This is a genomic window from Bradyrhizobium sp. SYSU BS000235 (genome assembly GCF_049747295.1).
Classification (GTDB): domain Bacteria; phylum Pseudomonadota; class Alphaproteobacteria; order Rhizobiales; family Xanthobacteraceae; genus Afipia.
This window is the reverse complement of sequence record NZ_JBMHJM010000001.1, coordinates 4728994-4751792: the sequence shown is the minus strand read 5'-3', so window position 1 is coordinate 4751792 and position 22799 is coordinate 4728994. Positions and strand designations below refer to the sequence as shown.

The window sequence follows — 22799 nt, the reverse complement described above, 5'->3', positions numbered from 1 at the left end:
CAGCGCTCGTCCTCATTTATGTTTTAAACAGATTTCGATTGTTCACGCCTTCTTCGCGAACACGCCATTGATCTCCGCATGCGGCACCGCGTGCGCGAATTCGGCGAATGATCCGTTTTCGGCGAGATCGCGGGCCGTACGGAGAAAGGCTCCCCACGCCACACGTGCCAGGGCGCCGCCGACGCTGATGCGCCGGACACCCATGTCCGCCACTTCGCGCACCGTCAGTCCCGGCGCCCCCACCAACAGATTGACCGGCTTGGGTGCAACGGCCTTCACCACCGCAACGATCTGCTCTTTCGTTTTGATCCCTGGTGCATAAAGACATTCGGCACCGGCGTCCGCGTATGCAACGAGCCGCGTGATCGTCGCGTTGAGATCAGGTTGCCCGACCAGGAAGCTCTCGCAACGGCCAACCAGCATCACATCGGCGCCGCTGTCGTCGATGGCCTTGCGCGCCGCGCGGATGCGCTCGACCGCGAGCGACATCTCATAGAGCGGCTTTGATGCATCCCCGGTGGAATCCTCGATCGACAATCCCGCAACGCCGGTCGCGACGCCGCGCGTGACGTTGGCGGCGACACCGGCGGGATCGTGTGCGAAGCCGCCCTCGAAGTCGGCATTCACCGGCAGATCGGTCGCGGCGCAGAGTGTCGTGAGGTGCGCAATCACATCATCGCATGTCACATCGTTGTCGCGATGCCCGATCGACCACGCAAAGCCCGAACTCGTCGACGCCAGCGCCTTGTAACCCATGCCCGCAAGCAACTGCGCACTACCGATATCCCACGGATTGGGCAGCACGAAACATCCGCTTTCATGCAACTTGCGGAATTCCGCCCGCTTCTGAGCGACCGAGACTGACATCTACCTTCTCCATTTCATACGACCTGCGTGCGTTGCAAACGATGCAGCGGGAACGATGCAAAATCAACAAGGACCCATCAGAGCTTCACTTGCCGCAGAAAGGTCCTCTCCTCCGCCAGGATGAACTTATGCTCCTGCGCAAAATTGAAATTGGCCTTCCCTGCGTCGTCCGCCTTCAGCCGCGCGCGATAGGTCTCATAATCCGCAAGGCTGCGAAACGAAATCAGCCCGAACGCGATGTTGTTCGTCCCCTCATGCGGCATCCAATAGCCGAGCACGTCACCGCCGCATGCCGGGATAATGTCGAGCCAGCGCTTGGCATACTCCTCGAATTGAGCACTCTTGAACGGATCGATCTGGTAGCGAATGAAGACCGTGATCATTCGTGCCTCCTCCGATTTTGAACTGCGCAAATACTATCGCATTGTCTTACGACAATGCTTCGATTAGTATCGAAGTATGAAAGCAGGACCGGATATGGCCATGGTTGCCGCGCTTGTCGGCGATCCCGCGCGTTCCAACATGCTCACCGCGCTGATGAGCGGTCGCGCCCTCACCGCAACCGAGCTTGCGCAGGAAGCCGGCATCACGCCGCAGACAGCGAGTTCGCACCTCGCGAAGTTAGAGGCCGGCGGCCTCATCCTGCCGGAGAAACAAGGCCGCCATCGCTACTACCGTCTCAGTGGCCCCGACGTCGCGGCTGTGCTGGAGGGTCTGATGGGGCTCGCTGCGCGCGCCGGGCACCTGCGTACACGCACCGGTCCATCGGACCCGGAACTGCGCCGGGCCAGGGTCTGTTACGACCACCTCGCCGGAGACTTCGGCGTGCGCATGCTCGACACCATGACCGAGAAACGCTTCATCCGCCGCCACAAGGGAACCGTGACCCTCACCCCGGACGGCGAACGCTTCATGACCGAATTCGGCATCGATCTCGCTGCACTGACCGGATCGCGGCGCCCACTGTGCAAGGACTGCCTCGACTGGAGCGTGCGGCGCAGCCATCTTGCCGGCGCGCTCGGCGCCGCCATTCTCGACCGGCTTTATGAACTGAAATGGGCCAAGCGCCGAACCGAAAGCCGCGTCGTCGCGTTTACGCCCAAGGGCGAGTTGCAGTTCAAGGCGCTGTTCGGCACGCCAAATGACTGAACCCCGTGACCGAATCCAACGCTGAACTCCGCTGTTGACATCGGCGCGGCAAGATTGGCGTAATCCGCCGCGTTTTCCGTCATTTACCGTTTTATATTGCACAGGTGATCGATGTTCCGCACAGGTTTGGTGGCGTTTCTGGCAGTGGTTCTTCCTGCTGCGGCTTCAGCCTACGAGATCAAGCCGAAGTCACCTGAGACGGCATTCTCCGGCAAGCTGCAGCCGGACATCGTTGGCCTCTCGACAGCGACCGAAGGCAGCAAGGCGGCGTCCGTGTTCGAGGCGTATCTGAAGGATCTGCCCGGGGTGAAGCCGGAGCCCACGCTACAGAAGTTCGGTCGCACCAATGTGACCTATGTCACATCGATGAAATTCACATCGCCCGCCAGCGGCAATCGCGCGGGCGAGTCGATGCTCGTCGCCTTCTCCTCGCCCGCCAGCGCGAACCGCGCTTATTACGTCTCTCGCACGCTCGGCTTTGCCAACGACAAACAGCTCACCAAGTCGGACATGATCCAGCAGGTGATGGCGAAGTATGGCGACAAGCCCACCGCGATCGGCGACGGCCGCCTCTATTACTTTTACAAGGGCGGCAAGATCGCCTCCGTGAAACAGAAGTACAATCCCGCCTCCGCGCTCGAAGCCCTCAACGCGCCGATCAATCCCAAGGCAGCGATTGCGCTGAACGATGCCAATGGCCGCGGTAGCTGTGTCGCGATGTTCAAGCACGCGCAGGCTTCAGATAAATCGCTCGGCAAACTTCTCGATGACGCCAAGGCCGCCAATTGCGATGGCCTCCTCACCGTCGAACTTTCTTCCGGCGTCGCGCAGGATCGCGTCGGCAAGGCAGAGTTCACGCTGATCGATTTCAAGCAGATCGTGAGTTCAGCGAAGATCGATGCTGAAGCGTTCGCCGCCGAGAAAGATGCCGCGGTCCACAGCACCACGCCAAGCAACGCGCCGAAGCTCTGAGCGCAAGTCTTAGGCGACTCGCTACACGTCTTTTTGAGGTCACGGCATTGTCATGGCCGCGTGACTCCTGACGCTCTATACGCAGAGCCGCATGAGATTCAGGAGACCTTCATGAACCGCTTTTCCATTGCCCTGTCGGCACTCGCTTCGCTGGCATTGGTGTCAGCAGCACACGCACAACCTTCCCCTGCACCGGTCACGAAGGAGCCCTACGGTATCGGGCTGGAGGGATTTCCATACCCCTATCCCGTGCACATGCTGCCGCTGACCAACGAGGGCGAACAGGTGCGCATGGCGTATATGGACGTCGCACCGGCGACGCCGAACGGCCGCACTGTCGTGCTGCTGCATGGGCGCAACTTCCCGTCGAGCTACTGGGCACCCGTCATCAAGACGCTGACCGAGGCCGGCTATCGTGTGGTAGTGCCGGATCAGATCGGCTTCGGCAAATCGTCCAAGCCGACCTTCGATCTGCACTTCGATATTCTCGCGCGCAACACCGTCGCCCTGCTCGATCATCTACAGCTCAAGCAGGTCGATATCGTCGCGCACTCGCTCGGCGGCATGCTGGGGGTGCGGATCACCCGCGCGTATCCGGATCGCGTTTCCCACCTGCTACTCGCAGCGCCGATCGGCCTTGAGGACTACCGTCTCTATGTGCCGCCGACGCCGACCGAGAAAATCCTCGAACATGAAGACAAGCTCACCGCGGACGGCTATCGCAAGCAGCTCATCACCAACTACGCGCTGAAGCTGCCGCCGGACCAGATCACGCCGTTCGTCGATGCGCGGTTCGGTATCAAGGGCGCGGCTGACTATCCCCGTTGGCTAAAGGCGTACGTCAGCTCGGCGCAGATGATCTACCGCGAGCCGGTGGCGCATGAGATCCCGCTGATCACGCGGCCGACCCTGTTCATCATGGGTGAGGACGACCACAATGCGCCGGGCAAACCGAACGCCCCAGAAGCGCTGCGGCCGAAGATGGGCCACAACGGCGATCTCGCAAAGGAACTCGCCGCCAAGATGCCGGATGCGAAAGCCGAAGTGCTCCCGAATGTCGGCCACCTCGTATTTCTCGAGGCAGCGCCGAAATTCAACGAATTGATGCTCGGCTTCCTCGCAAAATAGTGCAAAGTAAGCGGCGCCAGCATTGAAAACAGGATCATTCGATGAAGACGCTTTGTGCAGCAATCCTCTTCGCCGCGTTGCTGTTTCAGGTCGACGCCGTTCGCGCGGCGCCGCTTGCGCCTCTTTCCATCTCGACTGGCTCCTTCTCGATTGATGGTGTCATCGTGGTGAAGGACGGATGCGGCGTCGGCTTCGAGCGCGTGCCCGGCGGCGCATGCCGGCCGCAGCCGAAGGGCCCTGCCCTGATGCGGATATTCGCGCGCAAATGCCCGCTCGGCTATCGCCGCAACTGGCTCGGCAAATGCCGCCGCGAGTGACACCCGTCAGCGAGATATGACGAAAAAAACAAACCCCGGTTCGATACTCTCGAACCGGGGTTCATTTTTGAGCGGCAGCGCGCGCTTACCAGCGGCGGCGATGCCAATGACCGTGACGATGACCATGCCAGCGGCGATGACGATGCCAATGGCGGCGGCGCCAGTGGACCTGCTCGGGCTTAAGATGCGCGACTTCATCCTGATCGACCACAGCAGGCTGTGCAGGCAATTCGGGTTGGGGAAGCGGACCGGTCATCTGCGATTGGGGAGCGAGCATCGGTGCTGCGTTGGCGCTTGCCGCGGCGAGAACACCAGCGCCAGCGGCAAGGCCGAAGGCGAACTTCAGAAAGTTACGACGTTCCATATTCCAATTTCCTCTTCGTGAGCGAGGTTGCAACACCGCAACTCTTTCGCACCATCGATGAACGCAATGTGAATCGCTTTGGTTCCACCCTGCGACATGATGCATGCCCGCTCCTTTGCCAGCGCTTGCTCATCGGTCATTCGCGGCATGATGATTGCTTGCACGCCCAACAAACATCACATCGCATCGATGAACGTCATTTCTTCTTCATCTGGTTGAGAAGCTCCTGAGCTTGCTTCTGTACGCGTTGAATCCGCGTCATCGTCTTCATCTAGTGCGGTTGAGGTTCAGAAGTTCGCGAGGAGGACTCGCGGGAAAAATAGAGCGAACGTCTGAAGCACCACACTGGCTTGCAGACGGCCGGCACATCGGCAAAGGCCGGGCTGATCGCGAAGAAAGCAATCAATATGCCAATCGATTCGAATCACGCGCCTCCAAAAATTAATTTAGCGTTTCCGCGAATTGGTCGTGTGGCGATGCAAAAAAACTTCACGCCGCAGCATTTCAAATTCGTTCATTCAACATTCATGACTAATAGGCTCTTGATAGCCTGTCACAGCATGCAAGGCGTTCATACAGACTCCTTGCTGCCATGATTGAAAAGGACTCATGGCGCGCGTTTTGATTCGCGTCACATTCGGAATTGGAAGGAAATCCCATGAAGACATTGTTTGCAGCTGCCCTCTTCGCCGCCACCGTTGTCGGCTTCGGTTCAGCCGGCGCGATGCCGCTCGCCCCCGCTAGCCATTCGTCCGAAGTGATTCATGTCGCCGGCGGTTGCGGCCCTGGCTTCCACCGCGGCCCACGTGGCGGCTGCCGCGCAAACCGCGTCGTTGTCGTGCGTCCGGCTGTCCGCCGCTGCCGCGTCTGGGGCCCTGGCCGCGCTGTTTGCCGCACCTGGTACTGAGCTTCCTGATATCGCTACCCAAAACCCCGCTTCGGCGGGGTTTTTCTTTTTCGAAACGAGATTTTATTCCACTTCAGCCAAAAAAATTTATTCCAACAGCCATGAAACCTTTTCCAGTTCCGCGCTTGGTAGAGGATGGCCGAAACCAGCATTCCGCGACCTGCGACCCGCTCCCGGACCAGCAAAGCCGCCCACATCATTGAGCGGATCGGCCTTGCCATGGCCGGCGGCTCCTGCGGATTGTTCGTGGCCGCCCATATGGCCAGTTCGCGCGTCGAGGCCTTCGGCTCGGTCGCACTCGTCTTCGGGCTAATGATCCTCGGCGCGGTCGGCTTCTATCTCGGCATCGACATCCCACCCCATAGCTCCGCAGGGAACGACGTGAACCATTCAGAGGCGACCGACCCGGTCGAACTGTTCAGCGCCATCGGCACGTTTCTCGCAACCCTCGCCGCGTTCCTGTCGGTCTACATCATCGTGTTCGATGCCAACCCCTCGACGCGCTCGACCATCATCCTCGGCATCTGCTGGCTGGTGGGCGGCATCATGCAGATCGTCGCCGGCATCAGCGCGCGACGGCATCTCTGTTAGTAGCGTTTTTTTGACGCGTTTTCTTCACGCGAACCGGAAGACCACTTCGCTCGAAAACGCTCTGGTCATCATTCCGCGCTCCCGCGCTCAACACGGTTCGTTTGAGCTGCAATAACGCCCCACATATTTGCGCCGGAATGCCGCCGCAGACTGGTCGTCTGGAGACACCGAATGATCAAGACAATCCTGACCATCCTGATGCTGTGCATGGCGGGCAGCGCACTGGCCGACGACGTGCAGCCTTCGAATGACGCGCGCCCCTCGATGCCGTATTTCGGTACCGCGCGCATGGAAAGCGATGGCACCATCATCCTGCAATTGACACGGACGGCGGACGGCAAGCCCTACGACAGCACCCAGACCTACAAGACCACCGACCGCGCCTATGACAGTATCAAGCGCCACACGGGGCTGCGCCCCGGCACCACCCGCGAGCTGCGGCCGTGGAAAGACTGATAGCTCAAGATTGACAGCGAAAGACTGACGGTTAAGCGCCGAATTCTTCGGACTGCACGAGAATGTCGCGCGTGCGCTTGATGGCTGGCCAGTCGCGATCGAAGTCGCGGATCAGCCGCTTCATCTCCTCGCCCGTGGCGGCGCGGTCCAGCGTCTCGCGATCATTGAATTCATACATCGCCGAATGCTGCGACGGATCCACCGCGCTCCAGAACCGCCATGCCTTGTTGCAGCCGAACGACTTCACCGCATCCGGCAAGTGCTCGCGCGAATACCATTTGTCGAATGCCTCGCGCTCGGCGGCTTCAGGGACAGTGGCACGGACGATGAAGATGTGACGGGGCATATTTTCCTCACCTGTTCAAACGTTCTTTGTCTTACTTACAACGATCCAAACCAATCACCCCGCCTTCCACCTCTGCGCCACGCGAAACGCAATCAGCCCCAGCAGCGACAGCCACATCATTCCTGATGCGAACAGCGACGGCGATGCGGGACTTCCCGAAAGATCGCGCACGTGTCCCGCGAGCGCGGGCAAGATCGCCATGCTCGCGTAATAGAACGCATAGAACACGCCCATGCCGATGGCGCGATGCTGCGGCGACAACGCCTGCGATGCCAGCGACATGATCAGCCCTGCGGGCAGACCGGCGAAAAGTGCGATCAAGAGAAACGTCGTCATGAACGCGCTGATGAAGGGCAGCGCAAGCGCGGCAAGCCCCACGAAGCCGAAGCCGAACGTCATGAGAAGGTTGGGACGATTGACGCGCTGGGCGATGTAGCCCGCCACCGGCACGGCGATGATCAGCGCCCAACCGAGCAGGCTCACAATCCGCGATGCATCCTCGTGGCTGTAGCCGCGCGAGGTGAAGAGTTCAGGCAGGAAACTCACCAGCACGATATAGCCGACGTTCCAGACACCCCAGATCAAACCGGCGATCGACACCAGCAGCCACTCACGGCTGTCCATCGCCATGCTGAATTTCGCGACAGGCTCGTCGAGATCGCGCGGCGGGTCGCGATAGAACATCACCATCAGGACAAGCCCGGCCAGCGAGAGAACCGCCGACAAGACCATGGCCGCCGGCCAATGCCAGGCGCCGGCCACTAGCGGCAGCGTCATCAATCCCAGCGCAATGCCGAGCGGCCAGCTCGACACGAACACCGACATGGCGAATACGATTTCGCGGCCCGAGAACCAGTCCGTGACCATCTTGGTCATCATGACGTTGAGAATGACACCACCGACGCCGCTGATCAGGCGGCCGGCCAGGACGATGTTGAATGAACTCGATGCCGTCATCAGCCCGCCGGCAAACATCAGGAACAGGCCGAAGATCACCGCCCGCCGCGCGCCGAAGCGTTGGCCGATCAGGCCGCTCGGCAGCGCCACCACCGCGCCCGGCAGCATATAGAGGCCGATCAGCGTGCCGAGCCAGGTGAAGTCAATCCCGAAGCCGTCGATCAGAAACGGCCCGACCGAGCCGACGGACTGAAACTGGAAGGCCATCGAGCTGCGGGCCAGATACAGCACGAGCAGGATCTGCCATCTCTGCGACAGAAACGGCGCCGGTCTCTCTTCAGCAATCGGACTCGACACTCGTCCCCCGAGAGTTCACGGCACCACCAGAGCAATTGCGCGAATCGAATACTGATCCCGCGTCTATTTCTACCTATAGTAGAGTTAAATTACCACTTATAGTGGTATATTATCATGCTTCTTCATCGGCGCTTCCACATGCTTGTCCTTCAGCATGGCCAGCGCGCGCGCGATGCGCTTGCGGGTCGAATGCGGCATGATGACGTCGTCGATGTAACCGCGCTCGGCCGCGATGAACGGCGACAGGAAGCGGTCTTCGTATTCCTTGGTGCGCGCTGCGATCTTCTCCGCGTCCCCAATGTCCTGCCGGAAGATGATCTCCACCGCGCCCTTCGCGCCCATCACCGCGATCTGCGCCGTGGGCCAGGCGTAGTTCATATCCGCGCCGATTTCCTTCGAGGCCATCACGTCGAACGCGCCGCCATAGGCCTTGCGGGTGATCACTGTCACCAGCGGCACCGTGCACTGGCTGTAGGCGAACAACAGCTTCGCGCCGTGCTTGATCAGCCCGCCGTATTCCTGCGCGGTGCCCGGCAGGAAGCCCGGCACGTCCACGAAGGTGACGATCGGAATGTTGAACGCATCGCAGAAGCGGACAAAGCGCGCGGCCTTGCGCGAGGCGTCGCTATCGAGCACGCCCGCCAGCACCATCGGCTGGTTGGCGACGAAGCCCACCGTCTTGCCCGCGATGCGGCCGAAACCGGTGACGATGTTGCGCGCGAAAGTGTCGGCGAGTTCGAAGAAATCCCCCTCGTCCACCACCTTCAGGATCAATTCCTTGATGTCGTAGGGCTGGTTCGGATTCTGCGGGATCAGCGTGTCGAGCGAGTCATCGGTGCGCTCGATGTCGTCGAAGCTCGGCCATTCCGGCACGCCTGCGGTGTTGTTGGACGGCAGGAAGTCGATCAGCCGGCGCATCTGCAGCAGCGTTTCGACGTCGTTTTCGAACGCGCCGTCGGCGATGGAAGATTTCGTCGCGTGCACCGACGCGCCACCGAGTTCTTCGGCGGTAACCACTTCGTTGGTGACGGTCTTCACCACATCGGGGCCGGTGACAAACATGTAGCTGGTGTTCTTCACCATGAAGATGAAGTCGGTCATGGCCGGCGAATAGACGTCGCCGCCCGCGCACGGGCCCATGATGACGCTGATCTGCGGGATGACGCCCGAGGCCTGCACGTTGCGGCGGAAGACATAGGAATAACCGGCCAGCGCCGCGACGCCTTCCTGGATGCGCGCCCCGCCCGCGTCGTAGAGGCCGATGATGGGCGCCCGCGCCTTCATCGCCATGTCTTGCAATTTGGTGATCTTCAGCGCGTGGGTTTCCGACAGCGAGCCGCCGAACACCGTGAAGTCCTTGGCGAATACGAACGTCTTGCGGCCGTTGACCGTACCCCAGCCGGTGACGACGCCATCGCCCGGAATCTTGTTCTTCTCCATGCCGAACTCGACCGAGCGGTGCTCGACGAACATGTCGAATTCCTCGAACGAGCCCTTATCGAGCAGCAGCTCAATGCGCTCGCGGGCGGTCAGCTTGCCGCGGGCGTGCTGCGCCTCGATACGCTTGTCGCCGCCGCCCTTTTTCGCGCCCGCGCGCCGCTCATCGAGTGCTTCGAGGATATGCTTCATGGAAAATCATCCCGGGTTGGCGGCTAGTGGTCAGATCCACCCCACTGTTACCGCCTATTGGTTGTTTCGGCAGCTGGCGCCGCCTTGTTCGTTCTGGCGGACTTTCTAGCACGCGATTTGGCCGGGAGAAAACGCCCCGGCGGACATGAAAACGGCCAGTCGGGGCTGCATTGCACTGCACGATAGGACTTCAAGGGAATCCGCTAAATGACTGACAACATGACGACTGACACCGCCGGCGCTGTCACCGGGGGTGTCCGCATCCTACTGCGGTTGGAAGGACTGGGGTTGTTTGCGCTGTGCCTGCTGCTGTACGGCAATTCGGGCCTGTCCTGGACAGCCTTCGCCATCATGTTCTTCGCCCCCGACTTAAGCTTCCTCGGCTATCTCGCCGGCCCGCGTGTCGGTGCCGTGGTCTACAACCTCGCCCACGACACCTTAGGCCCCTTGTTGCTGGTCATCCTCGGCTACGTCTTCGCCGCCCACACTTATGTGCTGGCCATCGCGCTGATCTGGCTGGCGCATATCGGGCTCGACCGTGCGCTGGGCTACGGGCTGAAATACCGGGCCGGATTCGGCTACACCCACCTCGGACGCATCGGCCGGGATGCGAAGACTTAAACGCGCGCAACACGAGGGATCAGACAGTGCTGTTTTGTGTCATCTCAACGCCCCGGCCCGAGCGGCCCTCCGACATGGCTGCCACCCGCCAGAACTTCTGGCCGTGGATGGCCGGTTACCAGGCAAAGGGCATCTGCAAACACATCTATCCCCGCGTCGGCCGCGGTGCAGTCGCGATCTTCGATGTGGAAAGCAACGAGGTGCTGCACCGGATCCTGAACGAATGGGCGGACATGATCCCCGCCCATTTCGACACCTATCCGCTGGTCGACCTCGAAGCCACCAAACAAATGCTCGCAGCCCAGGTGGCCGCGAAGCAAGGCACGTAAGCCAAGCGGCCCCGCCTACGGCTCGCCCGGCTTGAACGGTGCTTCCTTATCGGGCGGCGTAGTTTCTTCGGCCATGGCCAACAGCATGGCGACGGAGACATAGGCGCCCGCCACCGAGGTCAGGTCGACGAGCTGCTGATCGTTGAAATGCTTGCGGGCCTTGGCGAACAGTTCGTCCGACACCGCATGCTTGGTGGAAAGGTCGGTGACGAAATCGTACACCACCGCCTCCTCTTCCGACATGTTGGCCGGACGCCTGTTGGCCTTCAGGTCCGCGATGATCTGCGGCGAGAGGCCCGCCTTCGCCGCGAGCGGCGCATGCGCGTACCACTCCACCTGCGAGCGCCACTGCCGCCCGATAATCAGGATGGCGAATTCATTGAGCTTGGTCGGGACCGACGTTTCCCAGCGCAGATAGTGATACAGATCGAACAGCCGCTGTCCGAGCACGGGACTGCGCATCATCGGATTGTACGGCCCACCGATGCCGACGCTCGACACCTTCATGATCTGCTCGCCGAGCGGCTTCTGCTTGTCGGTGAGCTGATCCATGGTCAGCAGCGGAAAGCGCGGCTCCTTGCTTGTGGCGGCGGGTGAAAATGCGGTGGCCGCGAACCAGCCCACGCCTACTGCTACCGCCAGCGAACACAGCCAGAGCGATCGTGATGCCATCTGTTTCCTCCATTGCTTTTGTTTGTTTAAGCAACAAGGATAGACGCGTCGCGCACGGCCTGCCTATGGCCGCCATCGCCGACGCACCACGGCAAATAATCATAACGGCTGATCAGGCTGCCGCCTTATCGCGCGGTGGACGGCTCGTGACGAAGTAGCTGGACTTGCTGACCACCTTGCCGTCGCGCAACGTGATCACGTCCACCAGCTCCATGCGCACCGGCTCGCCGTTGGCCGTGGTGGCGGTGATGATGGATTCTGATACGAAATGATCGTCGCTGCCGTACAGCGCAACCGGCTCGAAATGGATGCCAGGCAGACCGGAGATATCCTTGGCGAACTGCTCGGCCACCGCTTCCTTGCCGCGATAGACTTTTGGGATCCCGTGACGCTGGTAGCTGGTGTCATCCACATGAAAGGCCATGATGGCCGGCACATCGTGCGCGTTCCACGCTGCGTTGTAGCGCGTGGCGAGGTCTTTCCATGACGGGACTGCTGATGACATCCTGGGCTCCCTGTACTTGAGTGAGAGAGAGCCTAGCATGTCCGTGCCATTGCGAAACCCGCCAGTCGTCGCACGGTCCGGATGCCGAACAGGCATGCTCACCGCGAAGATGACGGCGTCAACGCAAGCGGCCGGATAGTTTCATGACGAAAATCAGAACTTCCGCCACGGCCTTGTAAAGCTCTGCCGGAATCTCGTCGCCGAGTTCGACATGCGACAGCGCGCCCGCGAGCACTTCGTTTTCCTCGATGGGAACGTCGTGCTCTTTCGCGATCTCAACGATCTTCTCGCCGATGGTGCCCTTGCCCTTGGCGACAACGCGCGGCGCACCCTTCTTGTCGTAATGCAGCGCGACGGCGAGCAGGCCTTCAGCGCGCGTGATCATGATGCACGATCCAGGAATTGGCCGGCAGGCGGCGGCGCAGGCGGCGGCGGCGTGCCGTCCCGGATCACGATGTCGCCCGGCTCGAGAGCGGCTTCACGCAAGGCATGGGTGAGCTGGTCGGCATTGGCGCGCAGTTGCGCGGCGGTCGCGGGACGCTCTGCCCACATGCGCACCGATGTTCGCTCACCACTGAGCGTGACGATGGCATGCACCGGGCCGGTCGGCTCGACGTTCAACGAGAAGCGCGCGCGCCACGTCTTGCTTGCGCGGCTGACTTCGACGCCATTGCCGTCGCGTGAAATCTCGAACTGCGCGATCGCCGTGCCTTGCGGTGTGGCGAACGGAATTTCGAAATTCCAGCGTGGCTGTCCGGCGTCGGTGCGCAGGCCCGGCAGGTCGACACGATCCGGCAGCGACGCAGCCTGCAGCAAGGTCTGCCGCGCGATGGCGGCATCGGTATCCTTCATCAGATGCCGCGCGACGGCATCCGGCGCATCATCCGCCCCGAGCGTCGCCCGGGCCATCGCCTGCGCCGACGGCGCGGCGCCACGAAACGGCGGCGGCGGAGTCTGGGCCGGAGCATCGCCTTTCGGCGCGACGGTATGGGAATAGAACGCGTCCGCGTCGAGCAGCGCCTTCACGGCATCGCGGACGCCCTTCGGAAACACGTCCAGCACCTCCTGAAGCGAGGCGAGCCCGGCAGCACTTGCGGACAGCCGCACCGTTGCGGCCTGCAGCGGTTCGTTCGGCGCGAAGATGCGCATCTTCGGTTCGGCTTCGATGGTTTCAGCACCGGGCCGGATCGGCGACCGCGGCATAAAAATCTCGTCGGCATCGATCTCCGGCGCCAGCGACGGGCTTCCCCCCGGCAGCAACAGCGTTGCCTTGCCGGGCAAGGCCGCCGTCTGTGACGCCGATTGTGCGCCGAGCTGGGCCGCGGCACCTTGGGCAGTCGCGCCTTGAGCCGCGGCACCTTGCGATGCCTTGCCTGCCGACGCTGAACCTTGCGCCGCTGAATTTTGGGAGGCAGCGGTCTGCGAGGTCGCCCCCTGCGTCGAGCCCTGCCCTTGTGGCTTCGCAGCCTCCTGTGCAGCGTCGGTCTCGAGCCACGACCCAAGCATCTGGCGGAAGACCACCAAAGCCGCCTTCATATCCGGGGAGCCGGCCATGGACTGCGATGCGCCGCCCGCATTCGGCATCGACTGTTCAAGAAACAGGCCCGAATTGCGGAAAGCCGTTTTGAGATCCTCACCGCTGAGCTTCTCGTTGAGCTTCGGCCGCAGCGACAGCAGTTGCGCAGCCGCCTCCTGCAAGGTCTGGGGCAATTTCCCTGATGCCAGCGCCGCGCTCAAATTCGCAAACAATGGCGCAAGACTGCCCTGCTTGGCCGCGGCAGTCTGGACCGCGGCGGAGACCGCCAACGCTTCGAGATTTGTCAGCGGACGGCCTGCCGCAGCAGCAGCCGTCGGTGTCTCGACGCGGACGTTGCCGGTCACATCGAGGCCGGCGTCGGCGGCAGCGGCTCCGCCTGTCGTTGTCGATGCGCCAGCCGTAGTGCCAGTCTTGGGCGCCGTCTCCAAAATATCCAGCAGTGTCGCGTCGGTGGCGGTGGATACCAAAGCGTTGGTCGAAGCCGGCGGTGGCGCGGGTTTCGCCGTGCTGAGGATATCGAGAATTGTCGCCTCGGCGCTCGCGGATGCAGCCGCAGGGGCATTGGCAGTTGCAGGTTGCCCATCGGTTTGCGGCACGATTTGCAGCCGCACGCCTTGCGGCGTCTGCGACACGGCGAGCTGCAGGATCTGCCCGGGCTGCAGCGGAACTTCCGACAACACCTCAATCGTGAGGTTGGGAATAGCGATACGGACGCGATTGGCGTCGAGCTGCTGCAGCACTTGCGCGCGGATCGTCGTCCCCGGCTGCAACAGCGTGGTTGCCGTCGCGCCCGAAGCGGAAATGACCGGAAAGACGGGATTAATCGCGAACGACATGACTCAAACTCAACGCTCCCTGAAGCGGCAAGTTAGCCAAACGTCGTAAACTCCTCCTTAACCGAATGCTCACCAGACGGGGGAATACGCCGCGAATATCCGATCAATATTTTCCGGGAACCATCCGGCTGAATCAGCCGTTGCAGTCGATGCCCGCATCACGGGAGGCGCGCATGACGGGATTGAAAGATCAGGCGCTCGAATTCTTCAAAACCTACAGCGAACGCAGCAACCAGGCGCTCCAATCGCCGACCAAGGATGTTGGCGACGATCTTGGCGACGCCTTCGCCCGCTTTTTCGTTGAAGCCGGCCCAAAGGGCGTGGTCGGAAGCGCCAACGACGACTTCTTCCGCCGCGCCATTCCCCGAGGCTTCAGGCGCTACCGCAAGATCGGCGGCAAACGGTTTGAAATATCGCAGGTTGAGATCGTCGAACTCGACGACGTCAACGTGATGGCGCGCGTGCATTGGGACTTTGCCTATGAGCGCCCGAAGGATGGCGGCACGGGCACGATCCGGTTTCAGAACCTGTACTTCCTGAACTTCGCCGAAGGATCGCCCAAACTCTTCGCCTGCATCGCCCCCGATGAAGAGAAGGCGATGAAGGAGCACGAGTTGCTTTGAGATAAAGCTTTAGCGGATTGCGTTAAGCACCATGGCCGCCGCCTCGAAATCGAGCAGGCGCGACGCGCGGCGGGCTTCGACTTCATCGTCCGAGCCCCATTTCTCGCGATTCCAGTCCTCGTCCACGTGCGCGGCGGTCCAGGCCTGCACCTTGTCGAGCGCGCCAAGCTTCAACGCCAGCGCCAGCAGCGCGGAGCCGGTCAGCGTCGTCACCAGATGGAATGCGCCCACCGACCACGGGTCCACCGGCATCTTTGCCAGCGCCGCGGCGATAGCTTTGTCAGGCTGACGGACATGCATCACGCCTTCAGCCAGAATAAAATGCGCACCAAGCTCATCGGCGGCCCAGCCCAGCACCGGGTCCCAGTGCTCGGCTTGTTTCGCCACCAGCGCGTCCGGGAAACCTGCGCGATAGAGCAGCAGGTCTGTCTCGAAATACTTCGCGGCATCGTCGATCACAGCGCGTGTGTTCCACGCCACACCATCGATGACGCTGTTGGCGAGCCGGGTCAGCGGCATCGACATCGGATCGATCAGCTCTTTCTGCGCGTTCCACTCGGCTGCGATGGCCTCGGCGATCTCACGGACAGGCGCGGCCAACACGTGCTTGCCAGGCGTGCGGACCGTCTTGCCGTCCAGCGTGATCGCAAAACCATCCGGCCCTTCAGCGACTTCCGCCGCGGTGTAGAAGCGTTTGCGCAGCGGCGTGCGCGACGACAATCGCGACGCTTCCCGTGGGTCGAGCGGAGATTTTCCCGCAACCTCGTCGAACAATTCACGCATCAGCTTTTCCAAAAATCATTGATTTGCGCATGAGCGCGAATACGCCGCGCGCCCGTTGGGGCCATATCCCAATGCCGCCGCCTCGTCGAGACAGCGCGCGACGCGATCACCGTACGAATTGCGCCGGCGGGACGATTTGAGCACCTGCTTCGGCGGTTTGTCCTGCGTCACCACGCCGGGCGTGGTGTTTTGCAACGCGAACGGTGGCGGGTTGCTCATCTGGGGCACGGCCGGGACCTCGATGCGTGGCGGCGGGATCGGCGCCGGCGCGGTCGGATACGGAATGACGGGCTGCATACCCGGCGGCTGATAACCCACCTGCGCGTACGCGGCGCCTGCCAGCGGAACGGTCAGTCCAATCAGGAATGCTGCGAGAATCGTGCGCATCACTCCCATATCGTGATCCCGCTTTGTGACGGCAAGATCACTCTTCCGGTGCATTCTCGATCGGGTCGAACCGTTCGTGCTCGAGCCCCAAAAGGTTCCACGATTGCAGCATGTGCGGCGGCAGCGGCGCTGTGACATCGATCACGCCCCCGCGCGGATGCGGGATGACAATTCGCCGCGCCAACAGATGCAGCCGCTTCTGAATACCGCCCGGCAACTCCCAGTTTTCCTTATTGAAATACTTTGGATCGCCGACGATCGGGTGCTCGATATGAGCCATGTGGGCGCGGAGCTGATGGGTCCGCCCCGTGACCGGCTTCAGCGACACCCAGGCGAGCTTCTGCGCCGAGGCCTCGACCACGGCGTAGTACGTCACCGCGTGGCTTGCGCCTTCGTCGCCATGGGCGGCGATGCGCATGATCGAGTCTTCCTCGTTCTCTTCCTTGGCGAGGTAGGTCGAAATGCGCCCCTGCTTCGGCTTCGGCACCCCGGCCACCAGCGCCCAGTAGATTTTGCGCGCCGAACGATGCCGGAACGAGCCGGTCAGCGTCGAGGCGGCAAAGCGGGTCTTGGCGATCAGGAGACAACCGGACGTCTCGCGGTCGAGGCGATGCACCAGCCGCGGCCGCTGGCCCTTGGCGTCGCGCATCGTCTCCAGCATGCCGTCCACGTGCCGCGACAATCCCGAGCCGCCCTGCACCGCCAGGCCCGCCGGCTTGTTCAGCACCATCACGTCCGCATCCTCAAACAGGATCATGGACTGCAAATCATCGCGGGCTTTCGTCTCGGCGTCCGACAATTGCCCGACAACCTTCGGCGCATCGAGCTTCAGTGGCGGAATGCGGACACTCTGGCCTTCTTCCAGCCGGTCCTTGCTGTCGGCGCGTTTGCCATTGATGCGCAACTCGCCTTTACGGACGATGCGCTGGATATGGGAGAACGACAGCCCCGGAAACCGATGCTCGAGGAAGCGGTCCACGCGCATGTTGTCTTCGTCCGCGGTGACGACGACGGTCTGCACCTTGGTCGGCAGCGGCGCCGCGACCTTGACCTCTTCCCTGACCGGTTCAGGCCGCGGCTCGCGCACAGGCTTCACCGGACGCGCAAACTCGCCTGCGGGTCGCCGCTTCTCGGACAAGTGTTTCTCGACTGCGCGCTTCTCCGCGCCGCGCTGATCGGCCCGTTGTGCCGGGGCGCGTTTGCCGACGGCACGTTTTTCGGCGGGACCACGCTTTCCAGGCCCGCGCTTGTCGCCGCGTTCGGACTTCTTCGCGAGAGGTTTTCTGAACCGGCGGCTCATGATGATTTTTCTTTTCTCAACTTGGCCCAGTAATCGAGCCGCTTGCGAATCTCGCGTTCAAAGCCGCGGTCCGGTGGATTGTAGAACGACTGGCGGCCAAGCGCCTCCGGGAAATAGTCTTGTCCCGAGAACGCGTCCGGCGTGTCATGATCGTATTGATAGCCCGCCCCGTAGCCTTCCGACTGCATCAGCTTGGTCGGCGAATTGAGGATGTGCTTCGGCGGCAGCAGCGAGCCGCCCTCCTTCGCCACCCGCTTGGCCGTGCCAAACGCCTTGTAGGCGGCGTTGGATTTCGGCGCGGTTGCGACGTAGATCACCGCCTGCGCGATGGCCAGTTCACCTTCCGGGCTTCCCAAAAAATCATAGGCGTCCTTGGCCGCGTTGGCGATGACGAGAGCCTGCGGGTCCGCAAGACCAATGTCCTCCACCGCCATCCGCACGATGCGACGCGCCAGAAACAACGGATCCTCGCCCGCGTCCAGCATGCGCGCGAAATAATACAGCGCGGCATCCGGATCAGAGCCACGCACGGACTTATGGAGTGCCGAGATCAGGTTGTAATGGCCGTCCGCGGACTTGTCATAGATCGGCGCGCGGCGCTGCAGGATCTCCTGCAACTGCGCAGCGTTAAAAACTTCATCCGTCCGCGCCGCGCGCCAGACTTCCTCGGCCAGCGTCAGCGCGGCACGGCCATCGCCATCAGCCATCCGCACCAGCACGGCGCGCGCTTCGGCATCGAGCGGAAGCTTATTGCCTTCGACATCTTCGGCGCGCGCGTAGAGTTTTTCGACCGCTTCCGTATCGAGCGACTGAAACACCAGCACGCGCGCCCGCGACAAAAGAGCGGCGTTGAGTTCGAACGACGGATTCTCCGTGGTGGCGCCGACCAGCACCACGGTGCCGTCCTCCATCACCGGCAGGAAGGAATCCTGCTGCGCGCGATTGAAGCGATGCACCTCGTCCACGAACAGCAGCGTGCCCTTGCCCATCTCGCGGCGGGCCCGCGCGGCATCGAATACCTTCTTCAGGTCGGCAACACCGGAGAACACCGCCGAGATCTGCTCGAACTCGAGTTCGGTGGCGTCTGCCAGAAGCCGCGCCACCGTGGTCTTGCCGGTGCCCGGCGGTCCCCAGAACACCAGCGAACCGAGGGTGCGCGTTTCCAGCATGCGGGTCAGCGCACCATCGGGACCGAGGACGTGGTCTTGACCGACAACATCGGCGAGCGTCCGCGGCCGCAGCTTCTCCGGCAGCGGACGCGGTGCGCCCTGCTCCAGCCCCGCGGCAGCGAACAGGTTCGGCGATTGTTGTGGGCGTTTCGCGTTCATCCGCCCAACGTGACGTTGATCTGCTGGCCGCCGCGAACGACGGTGATGCGCCAGAGCCGCGCGGATTCGCTCGACACCTTTTCGAGATCGCTGGTGCGTTTGATCTGCTTGCCGTTCACAGCGGTGATGACATCGCCCTTCTGGAATCCGACGTTGCTTGCAAGCCCATCGTCCGAAATGCCGACGATGATCACGCCCTCCGCACTGCTATCGAGCTTCATCTCGTCAGCCAGCGCCGGCGAAATGTTGGCGACCTTTGCGCCCTGGAACGGAGAGCGCGACTTGATCGTGATCTCGTCGCGGCCGGTATCCGGCGCGGTCTCCAGCGGCACAGCCAGCTTGATGATCTTGTTCCCGCGCTGCACTTCGACCTGCGCGGTACCGCCGAGCGGACGTGTGGCGAAGCGGTAATCGAACGCATTGGGATCGTCGATCGGCTGACCTTCGATCGAGACGATCAGATCGGAAATTTTCAGCCCTGCCTTTGCTGCCGGGCTATTGTTGGCAACGCTGGCGACCAACGCACCGGTCGGACGCTTCAAGCCAAGTGTTTCGGCGATCTCGGGCGTCACCGCCTGCAAACGCGCACCAAGCCATGGCCGCTTCACCGCGGTGCTGCCACCCTTTGCCGACGCCACGACCACGCGCACCATGTTCGCCGGAATCGCGAAACCGATGCCCTGCGAACCGCCGGAGCGCGAGAAGATCGCAGTGTTGATGCCGACGAGCTTTCCGGTGATATCCACCAGCGCACCGCCGGAGTTGCCCGGATTGATCGCCGCGTCGGTCTGGATGAAGAACTGATAGTCGGTGATGCCGACCTGCGTGCGCGCCAGCGCCGAAATGATGCCGTGGGTCACGGTCTGGCCGACGCCGAACGGATTGCCGATGGCGAGCACGACATCGCCCACCTGCGCGTCGTCCGAATTTGAGAAGTCGAGCACCGGGAATTTCTCTTTGGTGTCCTTCAGCCGCAGCACGGCGAGATCGGTGCGGCTGTCCTTCAGCACGATTTCAGCTTCGAACTCGCGCTTGTCGGAGAGCGAGACCTTCACCTGATCCGCGCCTTCGATCACGTGGTTGTTGGTGACGACAAGACCCGACGGATCGACCATCACACCCGAGCCAAGCGAACGCTGCATCTGTTCCGGCTGCTGGCCCGGCGCGCCGAAGAAGCGGCGGAAGATCGGATCGTCGAGGAAGGGATTGCGATTCTGCACGATCTTGGCGGCGTAGACATTGACCACGGCCGGCTGCACGTGCTGCACGATCGGCGCGTAGGACGCGCGCAACTGCCCCTGCGTGGGAACGAAGCGATCCTGTGCGACTGCCGGAGCCACGACGACGGTTGAGACGAGAAGCGCAACGAGCGCGCGGAGTGCGGTCATGAAAACATCCTGAGCTTAGGCCAAATTGAAATTTGTGAGGGTTACGCCGGTTGCGGCTGCCGCGCCTGACGCGTGGTGTTTCCGGATTGCGATTTTGCCTTCTTTCCTTCAAGCCGGGCGCGATGGTCCTCGCCCCACGCTTTCAGCGCATCGATCACCGGCCGGAGCCGCAAGCCGGTCTCGGAGAGTTCATAATCCACCCGTGGCGGGACCTCGGCATACACCTTGCGGGTGATCAGGTCATCCTCCTCCAGAGCACGCAGCTGCTTGGTAAGCATCCGCTGGGTGATCCCGGGCAGGCGCTTGCGCAGTTCGCCAAAGCGCAGGCGGCCCTCCTGCAGATGATAGAGGATCACGCCTTTCCATTTGCCGTCGATCAGGTCCAGCGTCACCTCGACCGGGCAACCGGGACCGCAACCGAAATCCTTACGTTTCATCGGTCATTTCCAATAGTATCCGAACGGTGACTATATCCCCGAAACGACAGTACTTGCAATTCACGACGGAGCGAGACAGGTAAGCGGCGAGATGCTGTAAATGGAGCCTCATATGAAAGCCGTGGGTTACAAGAAATCGCTGCCGATCGATGCCTCCGAATCCTTGATCGATTTCGAAGCCCCCAAACCGGAACCGAAGGGACGCGATATTCGTGTCGCGGTGAAGGCGATCTCCGCCAATCCCGTCGACTACAAAGTGCGCAAACGCGCCGAGCCGCCCGAGGGCGAAATCAAGATTCTCGGCTTCGATGCGGCCGGCGTTGTCGACGCAGTGGGGCCCGACGTGTCGCTGTTCAAACCAGGTGACGAAGTCTGGTACGCCGGCACGATCCTGCGGCCGGGCACAAATTCGGAATTCCATCTGGTCGACGAACGCATCGCCGGTCACAAGCCGAAGACATTGTCGTTTGCGCAGGCTGCTGCCCTGCCCCTGACATCCGTGACCGCATGGGAATTGCTGTTCGACCGCCTCGGTGTCGTTCCCGGCAAGAGCGTCGATCCGCGCACGCTGCTGATCGTCGGCGGTGCCGGCGGCGTCGGTTCTATTTTGATTCAGCTCGCCCGTCGCCTGACCGGATTGACCATTGTCGCGACCGCGTCGCGCCCTGAGTCCAGCAAATGGTGCCTTGATCTCGGTGCACATCATGTCATCGATCATTCCAAGCCGATGAAGGCGCAGATCGACGCGCTCAAGGTGCCGCCGGTCGCGCTGATCACCGGCCTTACCAACACCGAACAGCACTTCGCCTCCTTCGCCGAGATCATCGCGCCGCAGGGCAAGATCGGACTGATCGACGATCCCGCCTCGCTCAATGTCAACCTGCTCAAGGGCAAGTCCGTGTCGCTACACTGGGAGCTGATGTTCACCCGCTCGACGTTCCAGACCGACGACATGATCGCCCAGCACAACATGCTCGAAGATGTCGCGAACCTGATCGACAACGGTGTGCTGCGCACCACGCTGGGCAAGGTGCTCGGCAAGATCAACGCCGCCAACCTCAAGCAGGCCCACGCCGAGCTCGAGAGCGGACGCTCCACCGGTAAGCTCGTCCTGGAAGGCTGGTAATCTCGAAAGACACGCTTCGCGCGCTGAAGCACAGAAAACAAAAGGGGTCGTCAGCTCGACGACCCCTTTCCTTTCGCGCCGACGGGGGCGCTGAGAGATTTAGTGCTTTGAAACTCGCAACGAGATCTGGCGCAAAGCACACTCAGAAGATGGTCTGAAGAATGCCGCCTTCGACACGCAGCGCTGCGCCGTTGGTTGCAGAAGCTTCGCGCGAACTGACGTAGACCACCATGTTGGCGATCTCATCGACGCTGGCAAAGCGCTGGATCAACGATGTCGAACGATGCTGCTTGATGAACTGCGCCGCAGCTTCATCCTCAGGCTGACCATTCTGTTTTGCGAGATTTTTCACGAAGACCTCGACGCCTTCGGACATGGTCGGTCCCGGCAGTACGGAATTGACGGTGACGGCCGTGCCCTTGGTCAGCTCCGCAAGACCACGCGAGATGGCGAGCTGGGCGGTCTTGGTCGTGCCGTACTGGATCATTTCGGTCGGGATGTTGATCGCCGACTCCGACGAAATGAAAACGATGCGGCCCCAATTGCGCTGAAGCATTCCCTTCATGTAAGCGCGCGACAGGCGCACGCCCGACATCACATTCGTCTCGAAGTAACGCGTCCAGTCTTCATCGGTGATATCGAAAAAGTCCTTCGACTCGTAAATACCGGTGTTGTTGATGAGAATGTCGGCGCTTGGCACCGCATCGACCAGCTTGGCGCAGCCTGCCGCGCTCGATACATCCGCAGCGACACCGCGCACCTTTGCGCCCGGGACCGCCTTCACGATCGACGCGGCCGCCTCGTCCGCCTTGGCTTGCGTGCGGCTGTTCACAACAACGCTCGCACCGCTACCGGCAAGTCCCCTCGCGATGGCAAGACCAATGCCGCTGCCAGACCCCGTCACAACTGCCGTTTTACCCGACAAATCGATTTTCATAGAAAGCTCC

28 protein-coding genes are annotated in these 22799 nt (G+C 61.8%); 11 read left to right on the top strand and 17 right to left on the bottom strand.

The genetic code is table 11. From position 1 onward, the window contains the following. Positions 1 to 42 precede the first annotated feature (42 nt). Together ACP0KA_RS22385 and ACP0KA_RS22380 are read right to left on the bottom strand one after the other, a co-directional pair. Positions 43 to 867, bottom strand: a complete 825-nt coding sequence (locus ACP0KA_RS22385; RefSeq protein ID WP_424630912.1) for an isocitrate lyase/PEP mutase family protein — start codon at positions 865 to 867, stop codon at positions 43 to 45. 77 nt (positions 868 to 944) lie between these two features. Then, positions 945 to 1250, bottom strand: coding sequence for an NIPSNAP family protein (locus tag ACP0KA_RS22380; RefSeq protein ID WP_424630911.1), 306 nt, complete (start codon positions 1248 to 1250; stop codon positions 945 to 947). 76 nt (positions 1251 to 1326) lie between these two features. Between ACP0KA_RS22380 and ACP0KA_RS22375 the strand changes: the two genes are divergently transcribed. From ACP0KA_RS22375 to ACP0KA_RS22360, 4 genes are all read left to right on the top strand, one after another. Beyond that, entirely contained in the window at positions 1327 to 2016 is a 690-nt protein-coding gene (locus ACP0KA_RS22375) for an ArsR/SmtB family transcription factor (protein ID WP_424630910.1), read from the top strand. Between the two features lie 111 nt (positions 2017 to 2127). Further along, positions 2128 to 2988 carry a hypothetical protein gene (locus tag ACP0KA_RS22370; RefSeq protein WP_424630909.1) on the top strand — a complete coding sequence of 287 codons (861 nt, stop codon included), beginning with the start codon at positions 2128 to 2130 and terminating at the stop codon, positions 2986 to 2988. A gap of 111 nt (positions 2989 to 3099) precedes the next feature. Next, the gene (locus ACP0KA_RS22365; protein WP_424630908.1) at positions 3100 to 4116 is read left to right on the top strand and encodes an alpha/beta fold hydrolase; all 1017 of its coding nucleotides are present in this window, start codon (positions 3100 to 3102) and stop codon (positions 4114 to 4116) included. Positions 4117 to 4157: 41 nt separating this feature from the next. Then, on the top strand, positions 4158 to 4433 hold the full coding sequence (locus ACP0KA_RS22360) for a hypothetical protein (RefSeq protein ID WP_424630907.1): 276 nt from the start codon (positions 4158 to 4160) through the stop codon (positions 4431 to 4433). 85 nt (positions 4434 to 4518) lie between these two features. On the opposite strand, the gene ACP0KA_RS22355 is transcribed toward ACP0KA_RS22360, so the two are convergent. Then, entirely contained in the window at positions 4519 to 4797 is a 279-nt protein-coding gene (locus tag ACP0KA_RS22355; protein ID WP_424630906.1) for a twin-arginine translocation signal domain-containing protein, read from the bottom strand. Positions 4798 to 5455: 658 nt separating this feature from the next. On the opposite strand from ACP0KA_RS22355, the gene ACP0KA_RS22350 reads away from it, so the two are divergent. From ACP0KA_RS22350 to ACP0KA_RS22340, 3 genes are all read left to right on the top strand, one after another. Beyond that, positions 5456 to 5704, top strand: a complete 249-nt coding sequence (locus ACP0KA_RS22350; protein ID WP_424630905.1) for a GCG_CRPN prefix-to-repeats domain-containing protein — start codon at positions 5456 to 5458, stop codon at positions 5702 to 5704. Positions 5705 to 5839: 135 nt separating this feature from the next. Continuing rightward, positions 5840 to 6295, top strand: coding sequence for a hypothetical protein (locus tag ACP0KA_RS22345; protein ID WP_424630904.1), 456 nt, complete (start codon positions 5840 to 5842; stop codon positions 6293 to 6295). A gap of 171 nt (positions 6296 to 6466) precedes the next feature. After that, the gene (locus tag ACP0KA_RS22340; protein WP_424630903.1) at positions 6467 to 6751 is read left to right on the top strand and encodes a hypothetical protein; all 285 of its coding nucleotides are present in this window, start codon (positions 6467 to 6469) and stop codon (positions 6749 to 6751) included. Positions 6752 to 6782: 31 nt separating this feature from the next. On the opposite strand, the gene ACP0KA_RS22335 is transcribed toward ACP0KA_RS22340, so the two are convergent. From ACP0KA_RS22335 to ACP0KA_RS22325, 3 genes are all read right to left on the bottom strand, one after another. Then, entirely contained in the window at positions 6783 to 7097 is a 315-nt protein-coding gene (locus ACP0KA_RS22335; protein WP_424630902.1) for a hypothetical protein, read from the bottom strand. Between the two features lie 54 nt (positions 7098 to 7151). After that, complete coding sequence (locus tag ACP0KA_RS22330) at positions 7152 to 8351, bottom strand: CynX/NimT family MFS transporter (protein ID WP_424630901.1); 1200 nt, start codon at positions 8349 to 8351, stop codon at positions 7152 to 7154. 96 nt (positions 8352 to 8447) lie between these two features. Beyond that, positions 8448 to 9980: an acyl-CoA carboxylase subunit beta gene (locus tag ACP0KA_RS22325; protein WP_424630900.1), complete on the bottom strand. Its 1533-nt coding sequence runs from the start codon at positions 9978 to 9980 to the stop codon at positions 8448 to 8450. Between the two features lie 207 nt (positions 9981 to 10187). Between ACP0KA_RS22325 and ACP0KA_RS22320 the strand changes: the two genes are divergently transcribed. Next, positions 10188 to 10601, top strand: coding sequence for a DUF4260 domain-containing protein (locus ACP0KA_RS22320; RefSeq protein WP_424630899.1), 414 nt, complete (start codon positions 10188 to 10190; stop codon positions 10599 to 10601). Between the two features lie 26 nt (positions 10602 to 10627). Then, positions 10628 to 10930, top strand: a complete 303-nt coding sequence (locus ACP0KA_RS22315; protein WP_424630898.1) for a DUF3303 family protein — start codon at positions 10628 to 10630, stop codon at positions 10928 to 10930. A gap of 15 nt (positions 10931 to 10945) precedes the next feature. Here the strand turns inward: ACP0KA_RS22315 and ACP0KA_RS22310 are convergent, their stop codons facing one another. The 4 genes from ACP0KA_RS22310 to ACP0KA_RS22295 all read right to left on the bottom strand — a co-directional run bounded on the left by ACP0KA_RS22310 (position 10946) and on the right by ACP0KA_RS22295 (position 14480). Further along, the gene (locus ACP0KA_RS22310) at positions 10946 to 11602 is read right to left on the bottom strand and encodes a carboxymuconolactone decarboxylase family protein (RefSeq protein WP_424630897.1); all 657 of its coding nucleotides are present in this window, start codon (positions 11600 to 11602) and stop codon (positions 10946 to 10948) included. 112 nt (positions 11603 to 11714) lie between these two features. Then, positions 11715 to 12107 carry a nuclear transport factor 2 family protein gene (locus ACP0KA_RS22305; RefSeq protein WP_424630896.1) on the bottom strand — a complete coding sequence of 131 codons (393 nt, stop codon included), beginning with the start codon at positions 12105 to 12107 and terminating at the stop codon, positions 11715 to 11717. A 118-nt stretch (positions 12108 to 12225) separates the two neighbouring features. Further along, positions 12226 to 12492 carry an EscU/YscU/HrcU family type III secretion system export apparatus switch protein gene (locus ACP0KA_RS22300; RefSeq protein WP_424630895.1) on the bottom strand — a complete coding sequence of 89 codons (267 nt, stop codon included), beginning with the start codon at positions 12490 to 12492 and terminating at the stop codon, positions 12226 to 12228. Continuing rightward, a complete protein-coding gene (locus tag ACP0KA_RS22295; protein ID WP_424630894.1) occupies positions 12489 to 14480 on the bottom strand; it encodes a flagellar hook-length control protein FliK in 1992 nt (663 codons plus the stop codon). Before ACP0KA_RS22295 ends, ACP0KA_RS22300 begins: the two co-directional genes overlap by 4 nt. A 173-nt stretch (positions 14481 to 14653) precedes the next feature. Here ACP0KA_RS22295 and ACP0KA_RS22290 point away from each other — a divergent pair, with 173 nt between their 5' ends. Beyond that, positions 14654 to 15103 (top strand): hypothetical protein, encoded by a 450-nt coding sequence (locus ACP0KA_RS22290; RefSeq protein WP_424630893.1) that lies wholly within the window; start codon positions 14654 to 14656, stop codon positions 15101 to 15103. A gap of 9 nt (positions 15104 to 15112) precedes the next feature. Here the strand turns inward: ACP0KA_RS22290 and ACP0KA_RS22285 are convergent, their stop codons facing one another. Genes ACP0KA_RS22285 through ACP0KA_RS22260 form a run of 6 tightly spaced genes read right to left on the bottom strand, consistent with a single transcriptional unit; the run spans position 15113 to position 20726 of the window. Further along, complete coding sequence (locus ACP0KA_RS22285) at positions 15113 to 15886, bottom strand: ATP12 family chaperone protein (RefSeq protein WP_424630892.1); 774 nt, start codon at positions 15884 to 15886, stop codon at positions 15113 to 15115. A 15-nt stretch (positions 15887 to 15901) separates the two neighbouring features. Continuing rightward, a complete protein-coding gene (locus ACP0KA_RS22280; RefSeq protein ID WP_424630891.1) occupies positions 15902 to 16282 on the bottom strand; it encodes a hypothetical protein in 381 nt (126 codons plus the stop codon). Positions 16283 to 16310: 28 nt separating this feature from the next. Next, the gene (locus tag ACP0KA_RS22275) at positions 16311 to 17573 is read right to left on the bottom strand and encodes an RluA family pseudouridine synthase (protein ID WP_424630890.1); all 1263 of its coding nucleotides are present in this window, start codon (positions 17571 to 17573) and stop codon (positions 16311 to 16313) included. Then, positions 17570 to 18901: a replication-associated recombination protein A gene (locus ACP0KA_RS22270; RefSeq protein WP_424630889.1), complete on the bottom strand. Its 1332-nt coding sequence runs from the start codon at positions 18899 to 18901 to the stop codon at positions 17570 to 17572. The genes ACP0KA_RS22275 and ACP0KA_RS22270 overlap by 4 nt, the downstream gene beginning before the upstream one ends. After that, positions 18898 to 20289: a DegQ family serine endoprotease gene (locus tag ACP0KA_RS22265; RefSeq protein ID WP_424630888.1), complete on the bottom strand. Its 1392-nt coding sequence runs from the start codon at positions 20287 to 20289 to the stop codon at positions 18898 to 18900. Before ACP0KA_RS22265 ends, ACP0KA_RS22270 begins: the two co-directional genes overlap by 4 nt. 41 nt (positions 20290 to 20330) lie before the next feature. After that, on the bottom strand, positions 20331 to 20726 hold the full coding sequence (locus ACP0KA_RS22260) for a winged helix-turn-helix transcriptional regulator (RefSeq protein ID WP_424630887.1): 396 nt from the start codon (positions 20724 to 20726) through the stop codon (positions 20331 to 20333). A gap of 112 nt (positions 20727 to 20838) precedes the next feature. Here ACP0KA_RS22260 and ACP0KA_RS22255 point away from each other — a divergent pair, with 112 nt between their 5' ends. Next, positions 20839 to 21852, top strand: coding sequence for a zinc-binding alcohol dehydrogenase family protein (locus ACP0KA_RS22255; RefSeq protein WP_424630886.1), 1014 nt, complete (start codon positions 20839 to 20841; stop codon positions 21850 to 21852). Positions 21853 to 21994: 142 nt separating this feature from the next. Here ACP0KA_RS22255 and ACP0KA_RS22250 read toward each other — a convergent pair whose 3' ends face one another. Then, complete coding sequence (locus ACP0KA_RS22250) at positions 21995 to 22789, bottom strand: SDR family NAD(P)-dependent oxidoreductase (RefSeq protein ID WP_424630885.1); 795 nt, start codon at positions 22787 to 22789, stop codon at positions 21995 to 21997. Positions 22790 to 22799: the final 10 nt, after the last annotated feature.